Origin of the sequence: Polynucleobacter sp. AP-Latsch-80-C2 (assembly GCF_018882185.1) — a bacterium.
In the GTDB taxonomy this organism is placed as follows: Bacteria; Pseudomonadota; Gammaproteobacteria; order Burkholderiales; family Burkholderiaceae; genus Polynucleobacter.
In genome coordinates this window covers 1-15,068 of the sequence record NZ_JACVOY010000008.1, presented here as the reverse complement: position 1 = coordinate 15,068, position 15,068 = coordinate 1, and the positions used below count along the sequence as shown (strand labels likewise).

The window sequence follows — 15,068 nt, the reverse complement described above, 5'->3', positions numbered from 1 at the left end:
TATCTTTATTTAATTAATTTTTTTATGCTTGGACTAAGTAAGCTCTAAGCTAGACCCAGGCGTGTAGATTGCAATGAGGCGAATTTTCCAATTGCATGATATTTGCTTCTCACAGCCTCAAACTCTTGCCAGCGAGGATAGCTTACTTTAAAGGTCTGCTCAGTCATGCGAGCATCTTTTGCCAAATACAAGCGACCGCCGTATTGCAAAACTAATTCATCTAAACGATCGAGCAATTTGAAAATACTTGGTGTGACCTTGAAATCCAATGCCAAGGTATATCCCTCAACAGGAAAGGACAGGTAATTTTCGTTTTGTTTTCCAAAGGCTTTGAGCACCGCCAAGAATGAGCCCTGCCCTGATTCAGTGATTTCTTCTAAGATGCGGCGCATTCCTTCGCGCCCAGTAGCCGTCGGAATAACAAACTGATATTGCAAGAACCCTGGTTTGCCGTACAAGCGATTCCAGTGCAGCATTTGATCCAAGGGATAGAAGTAAGTCTCAAATGATGTGCGGCGCGATTGCTCAGGTTGTAACACCTTGCCGTAGTAAAGCGTATTAAAGGCTTTAATCGAAAGCGGGTTTAGTAATTGAGTAGGGGCATCCATTGGGATAGTGATGGGTTTCTTGCTTGCCACTTTTAATCCACCATCAGTGGCATGCTCACCAATCATTAATAATGAGCGCCCTAAATCAGCGCCTTTTGCCAAGCAATCAATCCACGCAACCGAGTAAGTGCTTCCAATGTACTTTTCAAATCCGTCGAGTACTGCATCTAAATTGGGAGCCTTGATCGTCGTCTCCAGAATTTCACTAGAAGTAATCGGCTTGAGTCGAATACGGGCAGAGATAATGACGCCTGTTAATCCCATTCCCCCACAGGTCGCATGAAAGAGGTCTGGGTTTTGCATTGAGCTCGCTGTAACGATCTCACCATTACCTAGCGCAATATCAAAAGAGATGACGTGTTCGCAAAAGGTTCCATCAATGTGATGATTCTTGCCATGGACATCGCTAGCAATAGCGCCACCAACTGTTACGAACCGCGTGCCGGGAGTTACTGGCAGAAACCATCCCTGAGGCACAAAGACATTCAGAATTTCATAGAGAGAAACGCCAGCATCACAAGCAAGCACGCCAGTTTCAGAGTCAAATTCTTGGAAGTACTGCATTCCATTGGTTTCTAAAACCTGAGAGGCAAGGCTACTGTCGCCGTAACTGCGGCCTAAGCCACGAGGAATCAACCCACCAGTATTCGACAAAAAGGTAGAACACTCCGTTGCCGTTTGGGGCAGTACTACTACGGCGTCAATCTTGGGATAACGACCCCAGCCAGATATTTCCATTTAGATAGCAGCCAAAATAAAGATGAGGACAAAGCACAAAGCAACTAAATGACTGACGCGATCCTTGATGGCAAACATCACAGGGTCATCGTTCATGGCGCCACGGTGGGTAATCAACCAAGTGCGTGATACCCAATACAACATTAATGGGCACGCTAGCCAAATAATCTGGGGAGTGCGATACAGGACTGCGGTATAGCTATCTTGAATATATAAAGCCAAAACTAAGATAGATAAGTATCCTGAAACCACGCCCATCGCAGACACTGCTTCAAGATCATCTACTGCATATCCGCGGCCAGGCAATTTCCCTTCCTGGCCAGCATCCTTAACAGACTTGAGTTCGCTATAACGCTTCATGAACGCCAAGCTCAAGAAAATGAACATCGAGAAAGTCAGCAACCAAAATGACAATGGAATGCTCGTTGCTACAGCGCCCGCAACGATGCGAATCGTATACAAACCAGCGAGTACCAATACATCCAAAATAGCGAAGCGCTTTAATGAGAATGAATACGCCAACGTCACGGCAAAATAAACCAATAAGACACCAGTAAATGTAGCAGGTAGAGTTATCCAAGCTAATGCGAATGCGCTGATGGTCAAAACGGGCCAAAGCAACCAACCGGTCAGTAGACTTAGTCTGCCAGCAGCAAAGGGTCTCGCCTTTTTGCGTGCATGCTGGCGATCATTCTCAATATCGACTAGATCGTTTAATAAGTAAACGGATGAGGCGCACAGGCCAAAGGAGATGAATGCTAAAACAGCCTCAATAAGCGCTGGCGTATTACTAATTTGATGAGCACCCAAGAGTGGCACAAAGACTAAAAGATTTTTAATCCATTGATGTAAGCGCATCGCCTTCACTAAAGCTTTTAATCCACCCTCCTGCGATGTAAATACTTTGCATTTATTGCCAAGGCTGTCGACTTTAGATAACAGCGCGCTTGAGTTACTGACCACATGAGAATTTTTTGACTTTTCCCAAACAGCCAAGTCATCACCTTCATTCCCAACGTAATCAAATTGCTTTTCACCAAACTCCGCAATTAGGCGATCACGCTTGCGACTGGCCTTGAGATTCACATCACCTTCACTCGCAAACACGCCAGTAAATAATTTCAGATGAGAGGCTACGGCATCCGCAATCACTTTATTGCTAGCTGTAGCTAAATAAATTGGAGTGCCTTTGCTTGCTTCAGAACGAAGCCAAGTAACCACCTCTTCGTTATAGGGAAGATTGGCGGCATCAAAACGGTAGCGCTGAGCAAGCTGCTCTTTGAGGTAGGGACGGCCGCGCATCAACCATACGAATGGTTGCCAAAAACGCAGTGGGTTCTCGGTAATAAATTGATTGGCAGACTCAAACAACATGTCCGTTTTAATCAAGGTTCCATCTAAATCAACCACTATGGGATTAATTTGAGACACCATAAAAATGCTCTTTCGCCGTTTTGCTTACGATTTACTCTAAATAATCCGGATTTCCAGGTTAACTACCCCAGGGCCTCAGTCTTCTTTTGGCCTCATTATCCTCAATTCAAACTAATATAACGAATAAATTGGCTTAAAATGCCACTGATACCCTAATTAAATCAAAGACATGGCCCAACGCCCTTTAGTTTCCATAGTTACCCCCTTCTTCAACGAAGGGGGAGGCGTAAAGCACTTTTACCAAGTGATGGCCCAGACTATGGAAAAGTTGCCTGACTTTGATTTTGAGATCGTCTGCGTAGACGACGGCAGCCGAGATAACACCCTAGAGCAGCTGATTGCGATTTCAAAGACAGATCCTCGAGTCACGGTTTTAGAGTTCTCCCGTAATTTCGGCAAAGAACCAGCAATGACTGCAGGAATTGATGCCACTTCTGGTGACTGCGTCATTCCTATTGATGCTGACCTACAAGATCCCCCTGCCCTCATCGCCGAAATGCTCAAAAAATGGCAAGAAGGTGCTGAGGTAGTTTTGGCCAAACGTGTAGACCGCTCTACCGACTCTTATGCAAAGAGAACAACGGCCTTAATGTTCTATCGCTTACACAACACACTATCTGGTTTGCAAATCCCAGAAAACGTGGGTGACTTTCGCTTAATGGATAGAGTAGTTGTAGATGCACTCAAGCAATTGCCGGAGCGCCAGCGCTTTATGAAGGGTTTATTCGCCTGGGTAGGATTTAAGACTGCTACTGTTGAATACGTTCGAGATGCTCGATTGGTTGGCGATAGTAAATTCTCAGGATGGAAGCTTTGGAACTTTGCAATTGAAGGCATCACCAGCTTTAGCTTAGTACCGCTTAAGGTATGGACTTATGTGGGCGGAATTGGCGCGCTCTTTGCGTTTTGTTATGCAGTGCTTGTAATTATCAAAACCTTGGTATTTGGTATTGATGTTCCTGGCTACGCCTCGCTCTTAGTAGTTATTCTATTTTTTGGCAGCTTACAACTCATCTGCCTTGGCGTGCTTGGCGAATACATTGGACGTATTTATTTTGAATCCAAACAACGTCCACTCTATCTCATCAGAAAACGCTACTCCAGCAAAGCGTAATTTATTTAATCAACAATAATTGTTGAGTTTGCAGTGGTGTAAGCGGGTACCGTTGCATAGCGCACCCAAGAGCCTTTGAGGCTATAGATTCCAGATCCATTGAAATCAATTCCGGCTTGAGTCAGATTTTCATCTGCAGCTTCATTAAAGAACTCACGAATCGTTTTGGTAAACATGCCGGGGCCAGTCAAGCTCAGGATGGCATTCTTGGGAATGGCAAATGACTTCCCTTTGAAATAAGGGTAGTACTCGCAGATATTTTCAATCAGCTTTTGCAAGATGGGATGGCCTTTAGCAAAACCGATGCCCCACTGCAGAATATATTTCTCAGGATGGGTCATGCGCTCAATCGCCTTAATATTCGGGATCACAACACAATCATGTGCCTCATAAGAAATTAAGCCAGTAGAGTTCGCCGCACAGAGGGATGAAACCGATACAGAACAGCCCTTACTAATGTCAAAGTAAAAGCCGCCGCGTTCAAGCAAGATGCAATAGCGGAAGATGTCCGCAAACATCGGGCCAAACTTCGATTTTTGGAAGATCGGGTAAATCGGATGATTGCCCCATACCTCTTCCATATAAGCTTCTAATTTTTCTTTAGCGAATAATTCAAAACTGAGGTCAGGGTTGAGATCACGAAACTTTTCAATCTCGGCGAAATGGGTCTTGCCAAAATAATTGACTTCCCAAGTTTGGTAAACGACCGGGGGAATATTTTGTAAATGGGTTTGGGTAGTTGCTTTACGATCAGACAGAGTCTGCATCGGCTTTTCGCCGATCATCAATATTTGCTTCTTGATGGTTGATAGCATTCTCAAATTCCGTATTCGTTTTTATCGATTAACAATAAACCAAATTATGAACGCATTTTGATAGCGTATTGATATGCGGCAATATATTGCTTGGCAATCACGGGGTAGCTAAAGTGATCTACCGCATGCTGTCTAGCAGCAAGGCGTAAAGATGACTCATTGAGGCATCCTGCATTCTTTTCATCCCGCTGTGAGCGAATCAGCCACTCAATACCTGTTGCCAGGTCCTGGGGATCATAAGGTTTTGCTAGATATCCACAATTGAGGTGATCCACCACATCTAGTAAGCCAGTTGCGCCAAAAGCTGCCACCGGACACCCACAAGCCAAGGCCTCACTTGCGGTTTGGCCAAAGGTTTCTTGACGGGAAGGAACCACCATCACATCAGCAGCGCTATAGAGCAACTGCAAGGTATGGTCATTATTAATATGCCCCATGTAATGCGTTGGGATATTTAAATTAGATAGATCAGATCCACCCTTGGGAGCATCCTGACCAAAAACCACTATCTCTAATGAGCTCATGCCTTGAGAAGTCATGCTTTTTTGCAGCAAGGGCAATGCATCCAGAAACAAATCAAAGCCTTTGCGAGGATCGGAGGCACCGCCAGTGGCACCAAACAAGATCAATGGTACATTTTGCGGAAGGCCTAGCTCTTCTCTCGCAATTGACTGATCTATTGGGCGCCAAAATTCTGTATCAATCGGATTTGCAATGGCCATCACTGGCCAGTCTTTCATCAAAGCACTCTCGCTAATCTTTTCTGCCATCCAGCGGCTGGGCGTGGTGATCAAGATCGGTTTTTTCCAATGCTTTACTTTGCGCAACCAGGTCCAGCGATTGAGATCAAAACCCGTCTCACCTTCTGGTCGATTGTCTTTTGTATATCCATCATGTGCTCGAGCATCTTCACAATAATGCTCAGCACCAGCGATGCCCCACATGTCATGCAATGTCCACATAAGGGGCTTATTGATTTTGCCAATATCAGCAATGGAAATCATTTCGCCATTAACCCAATGCATATGCACGACGTCATTCTTCGAAGAATTTAATCGAGCAGCCCATCTCGTTGGCATCAATCCTATTGATTGATAGATAGCGGGATTACCTTTGAATGGTTTAATTAATAACTGACCCATGCCCGAGTAAAACTTAGCTAACAAACGCCCTAACTTATTTCTAGGGCCTTGCACTGTTGGATCCTGTAGTGTCTTTTGATTTACGCGAAGCGTTGATTCCACACCCAAGAGCCTAGCGGCGTTATGCACTCGATACGCCGCACGCGCGGCTCCACCCACAGTGTCGGAGTGATTCATAGCGAGCACACGTAGCTTTATTGGTAGGCTCATTTGCAGACTCTTTACTTTCCGACAATGCCATTAAAGATTTTGCGCAAGGGGCGCAACTGTCTGCGAACATAACCCATCAAAGTCACTCCATGAATGCGCTCAAACATCATGCGATCGATTTTCCAGTTTGGTACGAGTGCTTTAGGGTGAATTAAGGGCCATGTGAGATCTTGTGGCACAGACTCAACCAGACAATCTGGCTTATGCATCGATGTATGAGTTGCCTCAACACCATAGCCTAAGTTGTCTGTGAGATTTTGTGAGGGAATGATGCAGTACATGCCTGCTTGCCAACAAGTAAACAGCCACTGGTAGTCCCAAGTATCCATGCCATTTTGATAAACCCAATCAAGAGCATCACGCCAGTAACTGGATACTAATTGATCGCCATGGAAACATTTGGTGATCTTGTCACTTCTGGACCATTGTGGCCAGTTTTCCATACGCACATCGTAGTGCTGCCAAGCGCGGCGCCAAGTAGCCCAACCCCAGATTAATGGCACATGACTTACAAAGTAGCTTGAATCTAGCTTGATTCTTTTTGAAACGAGATTTGATCCGGTGATCATGCCAATCGTAGGATCGCTGCGATAGCGCTCAAGCATCTCATCACAAAAAGTAAAGAAGCTGGGCATAGGCAAGACATCATCCTCGAGGATGATGCCCTCTTCTTCATTTTGAAAAAACCAATCTATTCCGGAAGCAACACCCATCTTGCAACCTAGGTTGCTTTCTCGAAATAAAGTTTTGACTTCACACGGCCAATCCACACCTAAGGCAATCTTGCGAGCCTCTTCGCAGCGCTCTAGTTCGCCTGGACGATTAGATCTGGGGCCATCGGCTGAGATATATAACTTGGGAGGTTTGGCAGCACGAATTTTCTCGAATACCTTAATCGTCGTCTCTGGACGATTGAATATGAGGAATAAAACAGCGCTTTTCATGAATTTAGTGGCACTCATCAGCTTCAACAGGCCCATTAAGGATCCATTGAGTAGGTTGATTTGCAGAAATATGCTTTAAAATTAATGCCATAGCGCATTTTACCCCGAGCCTAATGAGGTCAAACGGGTGGCTTGCCTGAATAAAAAGCTCAAAAAAACAAAAATCAACTCAGACCAACTCAAAACCTCCATTCCTAGCGTGCCTTCCACAGAAAAACTCCCTCAACTCCTATTTAGGCTTTGGGAACACTTTAGCCCGCGTCGCAAAGGCCAATTTGCCTTATTGCTGGTCTTGATGGTTTTGGTGTCTTTTGCAGAAGTGTTGAGTTTGGGCGTCATTGTCCCTTTTCTTGCAGCGCTCACTAATCCAAAACAAATTTATGAGCTGCCTATTGCCCAACCATTTATTCAGTTGGCCGGCATTCAGTCAGAGGGCGAGCTATTACTACCCCTTACCCTTCTATTTGGTTTTACGGCCATCGTTGCTGGCGCCATGCGCTTGGTGTTGCTCAAAGTTAGTTTACGTTTGTCATTTGCGACTGGCGCCGATATTGGTTACAGCATTTACCGCAAAACACTATATCAACCTTATCTAACTCACCTCTCTCGAAATACTAGCGAGATCATTGATGGTGTGACCGGTAAGACTACGATAGTGACTGACGGCATCATCATGTCGGCGCTCTATGTTTTGAGCTCGATGATTATGTTGGTCTTGATGCTCGGCACTCTTTTGGTTATTGCGCCGATCCCTTCAGCGGCAGCATTTGGTGTATTTGGTTTGATGTATTTCGTAACCATGAAAGTGACACGCAGAAAACTGATGAACAACAGTAAAGACATCACCGTCGAATCAGCGCGCGTGATCAAGTCCTTGCAAGAGGGTTTAGGCGGTATTCGGGATATCTTGATTGATGGATCCCAAGATGCTTACTGTCAGGTCTATCAAAAGTCCGATTCTATTTTGCGTAAAGCTTATGCGACCAGCTCATTCATTAGCGTGAGTCCCCGCTTTGTGACTGAAGCACTAGGTATGCTGCTCATTGCACTGCTCTCCTTTGTGTTGACCAAGCAATCGAATGAGATTAACCAAGCCATTCCGATTGTGGGCGCACTTGCTTTAGCTTCACAACGTTTACTGCCAGTGATGCAGCTTGCTTACAGTGCTTGGACTGCTATTTTACGTAACCAGTTCTCACTCAAAGACACTTTGGATTTTCTGGATCAACCATTACCGGAATATGCGAATCAATTGCCTTCAGAGCCTATTCCCTTTAAGAATGAAATCAATCTTAAGGATGTGTCGTTTCAGTACAGAGAAAACTCACCACTCATTCTAGATAAACTCTCACTCACCATTCCTAAAGGTAGCCGAGTGGGTTTTATCGGAACTACTGGGGCCGGCAAGAGCACACTATTAGATATCTTGATGGGCCTACTCAGACCAAGCGCAGGCGCATTGGAAATTGATGATCAAATCATTACAGAAGCAAATCATCGCGCTTGGCAAATGCATATTGCTCACGTTCCACAAACAATTTATTTAGCTGACTCGACGATCGAAGAGAATATTGCGTTTGGCATCCCAAAACATGAGATTGATCACGAGAGAGTTAAGCGAGTCGCTGTGCAGGCACAGATCGCCAAGACAATTGAAGGGCTACCCCAAGGCTATGAAACCTTCGTTGGTGAACGCGGCACGCGTCTCTCCGGTGGCCAGCGCCAACGTATCGGTATTGCTAGAGCGCTCTACAAGAATGCAGATGTCTTGATTTTTGATGAGGCGACCAGCGCCTTAGACACAGAGACTGAAATTGCTGTAATGGAATCCATTCAAAACCTTGGCTCTAATTACACCGTACTGATGATTGCACACCGCTTAAGCACGCTCAAAGATTGCTCCATGCTGGTTAAGTTAGATCATGGCAAGATTGAGGCCATAGGTAGCTACGAAGAACTCGCCTTACCGATTATTGAATCTAAGCAAGCTACTTAACAGTCCTCCAAAAAGGCAGGCTATTTATAAAGCTCAGAAGTAAGTAGGCATATGGCGCTGCAATAACAACAGCAAATACTCGTAAGCCATCGACCGTCCAAAATAGGGCCACGTAGGCAATAGCTAAGGTAAGAATTGCCGTGAACACAAAAGCAAATTTCTTCTGCATCAGAAAATAAGCGGCGATCAAGAAATAAAGCGCTAAAAAAGGAATTCCAGGTGTCAGCCAGAACCCTGCCGTATTAGTTTCATAACGCTCTAGAAAGAATATATAGCCCTTACCAAGAGCCCAATCTAATCTACTAAGTAATTGATAGTGAAAGACGGCATACCAAGCAAGTAAAAGGGCTTTTCCAGCAAGAATGGCAGCAAGCGCTGCACCAACTAAATTCTTCTGAGAATAAAAGCTCGTATTTGTCGAAAAATACACTAAGCTAATCAAGCCAAGAACACTCAGAGCGGCCATAGAGAAATGCGAGAGCATTGCGAGAACTAGCAAGGTAAACATTGCTCCCAATCTCTTTTGAAAAACCGCTATTACTAATAAAAGAATTGTCAGAGGGTCAGGAAATCCCAGAATGTAGAACTGCAAGTACTGAAAAGATAACCCAAATAAAACAATGAATAGCAGGGTTTTATATAGGTTCTGAAAATATCGCTGAGCAAAAATAGCGGCGATAGGCAAGATGCATACAGTTAATATGCCGCAAAGCAACTTATAAGTAATCAGCGTTTGAGTTGCGCCCAGAATCTTAGCAAGCAGGGGGAGAAGAATAGATTCAGCGTAATAAGCGGACTGGGGCTGAAAAATGGCACGAGAAAACTCTAAGAACCAAACATAGGAATCTGTATTAAGATCCGAAGCCACCCAGGGATTGCGCATAACCAAAAATACGCTCAAACAAGAGCTCACAAACAGCAAAATCAAATAGGCGGGCACTGCCTGCCTATTTGATTTTGCTGTTGCACTAGAGGGCATGCTTACTCAATAGCCCTATTGAATCAATTAAGAACTGATTGCTGAAAGAACGCGGTAAAGGCTGGCAAGGACACATTCATAAGAAATACCATCAAGATGAGACATAAAAATGATGCCAACATGAGGGGGGTTTCTTTCCATAATTTCTCAGGAGCTTGGGCGCTACCATCTTCCTTAAAGGCCAGGTTAAGGTACATGGCCATGATGAAGGCAATCAATGGAAATGACAGAATTAACTCCAGGCGATAACGCATTACAAATGCTCCAAAGAACAACATGGAGGTAGATGCATAAAACATGATGGACACTAGTAAGTTTTGCTCGGTGTAGTAACCAAATGATTTACGGTATTGCTTGGCAGAGATATTTCTTGAAATATCCCGCATCTCAGCAAAACGCTTAATGGCCATTAAATATGCACCTATCATCCAGTAAGAAATGAGTAGCGAAACTGGAATCTGAAATGGTGGGGAAACGATATACCAACCAACCAATAAGCGAATCGGATTATTAATCGACTCAACCAGCACATCAATATAAGGCAGGTCCTTGGCGCGTACAGGTGGAATGTTGTAAATACAACCCATCACCCACAGCCAGAGCAAGACCCAAACCAATGCTTGAGAAACCAATGACGCCAAAGCTAAACCAATTAGCATCAATACTATCCACTGGACATATCCCCATTGAATATGAACACGACCTGCTGGAGTTGGACGAAGACGTTTAGTGGGATGCAGTGCATCAAATGGAGCATCTAGAATTTCATTAATCACGTAGTTGCTGGATGCCACCAATCCTGCAGCCAAAAACCCAATTACGACCGAGATGAATAAACCCGGATTAATGCTTTGGGGATAAATACTGACTGCAATTAAAAAGCCTGGAAGAACAAAGACATTTTTGATCCAGTGATCAAAGCGGCATATCTCAAGATGTCCTCGTAAGTAATCTGGTTTTGCTTGCTTATTTACCGACAAAATGATCCCCAATTTGAATTGATTAGCCATCTATTCAATAGCTATCGATATTGTAATAGCCTAAAATGCCAAAAATACAATCTATATGGATTTGAAGCCAAGCATGCCCATGCAGCCCCCCTGGAAAAAGACCCTCACTCTTGTTACCTGGCCACTTTTGTTGCTATTTATAGCGGGGGCTTATACACCCCTATTACTCAAGGGTGGGATTATTGCTGATGATTGGGGTGATATTGCTCAAAATCTCATTTGCAGTGGATTTTTTGAATGCTATAGATCATGGTTTCCACTATTTTCAAATCGCCCGTTAGCGCCATTACCAATTACAGCCACAACATTGTTATTTGGCTTAAATATAAGCCGGTACTTAATTTTTAATACGGCGATATATTTATTCGCAATCTTCACTACAGCAAGCGCTATCAGGCAATTATTAACCCCGTTTGCCAAAATTGTATTTATTGTTTTAGCTAGCACTCCTATTATCGCAATGCCCATTGTTATTTCACCAATCAATCAATCCACGGCAACTCTTGCATTTTTATTTTGGGCCCTATCGCTACTATTACTAAAATCTTATTACATCAGAAAAAGTCTACTTACTTATGTAGTCTCATACTTACTTCTTATTAGCAGCCTTCTTACCTATGAAGTGATGCTCCCCCTCTTGGTTCTAACTGCGGCACTCCCTTTTGCCCTCGATGCAAAAACACTGATTGAAAAGCCATTTCAATACCTTCTTAAATATATTGCTCCAATTATTCTCGTTTTAGGAGGCGCAGTACTCTGGCAAAAAGTATTAGCAGTATGGATATTTTCAACCGTGCATTCACGACTTGCATTTGATCCCAACAATATTGTCTACTTCTTTCTGAATTGGCTAAGTGTCTTTTATGGGGCCTTGCCTGAGCTGCTGATCAAATCATTGAAGAGAATTGATCTCTATGGGTATGCCATTTCAATAGTTTTAGCCTTGACCTTTTTTGTTTTCTGGGCAAGGCAAACAATATCCAACATAGATATTCGGCTTCCCCTAGGAGATAAATTAAGAACTTTTCTTATATTTCTACTTTGTTTTTTAGCATCGTCATCGATATTCATTCTTTCTGGAGCATATGCCGAGATTGGCGGAAATGATGCTCGCGCGCTATCATCTTCATGGATTTGCTGGGCGCTATTGATTGCCAGCATCATTAACTTTTTCTCTAAAAAAATATTGGCATTAGTATTTGCAATATTAATAGGCTGTCTTGCTTATATTTCTTTTGGAGTACAACGAGATAATTACATTAGATCCTGGCAGCTCCAAACATCAATCCTAGAAGATATTCTCGGGAAAATTAATTCAGCAGACATCCTTGCAGAAGCCACCATTATTGGCAATGTCCCAGGTTATTTACCCAATAACTTCAATAATGAAATTGTTTTTACTCAGCCATGGGACTTTGGAGCGGCTTTATCGCTCTATACCAATAAAAAAATTGCTGGCGGTGCCGTATTGGATACGAGAGCAAGTAATTTTAGTAAGCCGCTACAGCTATCTGATGGCATTCTTACAATTGATCGATGGTGGAAGACTGACACCGCCAATCTTTGGTTTTATGATTACGATCCCAATGCCAAGAATGGATCTCTTAAGAGAATTCCGGACATAGATTCCTTAAAGAAACTACTGGTTTCCCTTGGATATCTTGGTGAATTTGAGTCAAGATCGTATGTAACTACTAATTCATCCATCAATTTTGCAAACGACTGGCTAGATCGAAGTAAATACATTATTTCAGGCTGGGGTGAGCGCGAAACTTGGGGTGGGATATGGTCAACCCAAAATCGAGCAACCATAAAAATTCCGATGCCAGAGAATGGTGCAAAATCGATTACCTTCAGCATCAATGCATTTGTAAATGCAGCGCATCCAAAACAAGAGGTAATAGTATTTATTAATGGGCAACAGAAAGGAAAGGTCCTCTTGAATAAATTTGATGGGAATGAGCTCTACATTCCCCTTACAAGCGTTGACAATGCGCGTTTGCCAATAACTATTGATTTTGAATTCCCTGATGCAGTCAGCCCAAAATCTCTAAATCTTGGAAATGATGATCGCAAATTAGGTATTGGCTTAAAAAGTGCTACTTTTCAATAGCAATTGGATCGCAGAAAAATAGCTGACTCATCACCAACTTGGTGGGCGATAGGGGCATGCTAACTTGCTCCTCATGAATCAGCTTGCAGGAGGGCAATGGAAGTAAATCAATGCGGTCTCGAACAAGCCAAGAAAAGAAGAAAGGCTTTTTAAGGGATGTGAAATTTTCATAACCTTGAACACAGGGAAATTTGGATTGATCCAATCCTTTCCATAAATGGGCAGGAGTAACTACTGCGCATGCTTTCTCACTATTACCTTGCGCCTGCTGATTTAACCATGTCGTAGTACGATCAATGGAGAGTCCTAGATAGTCCTTCTCATACTTCGATCCAATGTCTAATTTTCGAGAAGCCTCATTCATATAGACATATGAATATGGATATAGAGCAAGGTTATCCACCAGAAAAAATACAGCTGTTGCAACTAAAGCAACAGTTAGGATCTTTTTTGATATGAAGTAAAAACCCGCGAAACCAAGAATATAAATTAATGGGAATATAAATAATATTTGCCGTAGCTCGTTATATAAACCAGCCTTAATTATGACTAAAGTTAGCAATATCAATACAACACTAGCAAATAAGGCAATAAAATTAATGAGCTGCAAGTTGATAGGGGAGTATTTTATTTTCTTCATTTCCCGATAGACAACCAATGGAATCAACAATAATCCCAACAGAGTTACTAAAGGCAACTTAACAAGCAACCATGCGGGAATATAAAAATAGGAGAGCTGCCTTGGAGCTAGGAATTTTCCTGCAGTTAAAGTATCGCCATCCCAAGGGTGTTGGCTCATATACTGTATTGCATTCACCACCTCTAATGGGTTATGCCAAAAGACTGGATATAAGATAAAAACCCCCATAGCCAAAGGCAAAGCGAAGGCTGCTAAGTAGCTGACACGGAGAGCAAGTTTTAATCTACATTTACCCAACAATAAATAAACAAAGAAGCAGGCTGCATATTCAATAAAAATTAATAGTCCTGAAATACGAATGGATAGGAGCCAGGCGGTTCCAACCCCTAATAAGAAAAAATGCATTAAAGCTTGGTTGCTACTAATCGTAAATTTTGCATACCAATGTTGCAATAAATTTAACAAGGTATTGGTGCACAAAAGCCAGGCAAATAAGAAAGGGATGTCCTTCACATTTACAAAGGCATGGCCAAGAAGATATGGCCATAGTAAATATGTCATCATGCCAATTAGAGACATGGAATGATTATTGATCAACTTCTCTAGAATTGATTTAATAACCAGCCCTGAAAGAATGAAGGTTGCAAATACAGAAAGATGGGTAAAGAGAATTTCTGATGGGTTAGCGCTAAAAGAAAAAATATGGCTATTTACCCACAATGCAATCATTGCGATTGCATTAGAAATTAAATGAAACCCAATTCCATAATAGCGATCACCATAGTGCAATAAAGATTGGTACTCAGTATGGCTGCCACCCCATAATCCCTTAACCGCGCCAATATTGATGAGTAAAGTCTGATACTCGGCAAGCTCATCCCAGGAAATGCCCGCATGAAGGCACCCCCAAACACCCAAGGGAATATATATTGCAAAAAATAATCTTTCAAAGGCTTTCACGGGAGCCAAAATTCCTAAAATAATCTAAGTTAAATATATGAGTTGTCTAATAGCCTGTATATTTACTTAACCCATGGCTTTAGAATACCAATTCTATGTCTTTAAACAGACTCCACCTAACATTAATGGATTCCAAAACTCTTAATTACAAAGTTTGGGTTGGGATATTCTTTGGAGTATTACTAGCGCTTGGGTTAATCAGCTTTAGAGATTATGGCGTATCAGCCGATGAAATGACTCAACGCTCCATCGGCCTCACCTCTCTTGCCTATTTAGCCAATCTCTTTAATATCCGCTTTTTATTGGGTGCTGCCCAGCCTTTGGCTGACCCAGCGAGCGTCTTTTTGACTCAGCGCGATCGGGAT

General features: G+C 42.9%; 12 protein-coding genes. 4 read left to right on the top strand and 8 right to left on the bottom strand.

Annotation, left to right across the window (positions count from 1 at the left end):
• Positions 1 to 44: 44 nt before the first annotated feature.
• Positions 45 to 1,346: an FAD-binding oxidoreductase gene (locus ICN47_RS09315; RefSeq protein WP_216219666.1), complete on the bottom strand. Its 1,302-nt coding sequence runs from the start codon at positions 1,344 to 1,346 to the stop codon at positions 45 to 47.
• A complete protein-coding gene (locus ICN47_RS09310; protein WP_216219665.1) occupies positions 1,347 to 2,780 on the bottom strand; it encodes a UbiA family prenyltransferase in 1,434 nt (477 codons plus the stop codon).
• Positions 2,781 to 2,940: 160 nt separating this feature from the next.
• On the opposite strand from ICN47_RS09310, the gene ICN47_RS09305 reads away from it, so the two are divergent.
• Positions 2,941 to 3,894 carry a glycosyltransferase family 2 protein gene (locus ICN47_RS09305; protein ID WP_370626315.1) on the top strand — a complete coding sequence of 318 codons (954 nt, stop codon included), beginning with the start codon at positions 2,941 to 2,943 and terminating at the stop codon, positions 3,892 to 3,894.
• A gap of 5 nt (positions 3,895 to 3,899) precedes the next feature.
• Here ICN47_RS09305 and ICN47_RS09300 read toward each other — a convergent pair whose 3' ends face one another.
• The 3 genes from ICN47_RS09300 to ICN47_RS09290 are packed head-to-tail and all read right to left on the bottom strand — an operon-like array spanning position 3,900 to position 7,023.
• The gene (locus tag ICN47_RS09300; RefSeq protein WP_216219663.1) at positions 3,900 to 4,709 is read right to left on the bottom strand and encodes a glycosyltransferase; all 810 of its coding nucleotides are present in this window, start codon (positions 4,707 to 4,709) and stop codon (positions 3,900 to 3,902) included.
• Between the two features lie 44 nt (positions 4,710 to 4,753).
• A complete protein-coding gene (locus ICN47_RS09295; RefSeq protein ID WP_216219662.1) occupies positions 4,754 to 6,061 on the bottom strand; it encodes a glycosyltransferase in 1,308 nt (435 codons plus the stop codon).
• A gap of 11 nt (positions 6,062 to 6,072) precedes the next feature.
• Complete coding sequence (locus ICN47_RS09290; protein ID WP_216219661.1) at positions 6,073 to 7,023, bottom strand: glycosyltransferase family 2 protein; 951 nt, start codon at positions 7,021 to 7,023, stop codon at positions 6,073 to 6,075.
• Between the two features lie 181 nt (positions 7,024 to 7,204).
• Here ICN47_RS09290 and ICN47_RS09285 point away from each other — a divergent pair, with 181 nt between their 5' ends.
• Positions 7,205 to 9,001 (top strand): ABC transporter ATP-binding protein, encoded by a 1,797-nt coding sequence (locus tag ICN47_RS09285; protein WP_216219660.1) that lies wholly within the window; start codon positions 7,205 to 7,207, stop codon positions 8,999 to 9,001.
• Here the strand turns inward: ICN47_RS09285 and ICN47_RS09280 are convergent.
• Both ICN47_RS09280 and ICN47_RS09275 read right to left on the bottom strand, forming a co-directional pair.
• Positions 8,994 to 9,980 carry a hypothetical protein gene (locus tag ICN47_RS09280; RefSeq protein WP_216219659.1) on the bottom strand — a complete coding sequence of 329 codons (987 nt, stop codon included), beginning with the start codon at positions 9,978 to 9,980 and terminating at the stop codon, positions 8,994 to 8,996. The two genes, ICN47_RS09285 and ICN47_RS09280, sit on opposite strands and share 8 nt — an antisense overlap.
• 23 nt (positions 9,981 to 10,003) lie before the next feature.
• Positions 10,004 to 10,990, bottom strand: a complete 987-nt coding sequence (locus tag ICN47_RS09275) for a UbiA prenyltransferase family protein (protein ID WP_216219658.1) — start codon at positions 10,988 to 10,990, stop codon at positions 10,004 to 10,006.
• Positions 10,991 to 11,297: 307 nt separating this feature from the next.
• Between ICN47_RS09275 and ICN47_RS09270 the strand changes: the two genes are divergently transcribed.
• Complete coding sequence (locus tag ICN47_RS09270) at positions 11,298 to 13,103, top strand: hypothetical protein (protein ID WP_216219657.1); 1,806 nt, start codon at positions 11,298 to 11,300, stop codon at positions 13,101 to 13,103.
• Here the strand turns inward: ICN47_RS09270 and ICN47_RS09265 are convergent.
• Entirely contained in the window at positions 13,090 to 14,703 is a 1,614-nt protein-coding gene (locus tag ICN47_RS09265; protein ID WP_216219656.1) for a hypothetical protein, read from the bottom strand. The genes ICN47_RS09270 and ICN47_RS09265 overlap by 14 nt on opposite strands.
• Positions 14,704 to 14,828: 125 nt before the next feature.
• Between ICN47_RS09265 and ICN47_RS09260 the strand changes: the two genes are divergently transcribed.
• A partial coding sequence (locus ICN47_RS09260; protein ID WP_216219655.1) for a hypothetical protein occupies positions 14,829 to 15,068 on the top strand: 240 nt, incomplete at its 3' end.

What these genes read in the sequence shown, in the direction of transcription:
- ICN47_RS09315 (WP_216219666.1), bottom strand. Translation starts at nt 1,346, where the DNA reads ATGGAAATATCTGGCTGGGGTCGTTATCCCAAGATTGACGCCGTAGTA.
- ICN47_RS09310 (WP_216219665.1), bottom strand. Translation starts at nt 2,780, where the DNA reads ATGGTGTCTCAAATTAATCCCATAGTGGTTGATTTAGATGGAACCTTG.
- ICN47_RS09300 (WP_216219663.1), bottom strand. Translation starts at nt 4,709, where the DNA reads ATGCTATCAACCATCAAGAAGCAAATATTGATGATCGGCGAAAAGCCG.
- ICN47_RS09295 (WP_216219662.1), bottom strand. Translation starts at nt 6,061, where the DNA reads ATGAGCCTACCAATAAAGCTACGTGTGCTCGCTATGAATCACTCCGAC.
- ICN47_RS09290 (WP_216219661.1), bottom strand. Translation starts at nt 7,023, where the DNA reads ATGAGTGCCACTAAATTCATGAAAAGCGCTGTTTTATTCCTCATATTC.
- ICN47_RS09280 (WP_216219659.1), bottom strand. Translation starts at nt 9,980, where the DNA reads ATGCCCTCTAGTGCAACAGCAAAATCAAATAGGCAGGCAGTGCCCGCC.
- ICN47_RS09275 (WP_216219658.1), bottom strand. Translation starts at nt 10,990, where the DNA reads ATGGCTAATCAATTCAAATTGGGGATCATTTTGTCGGTAAATAAGCAA.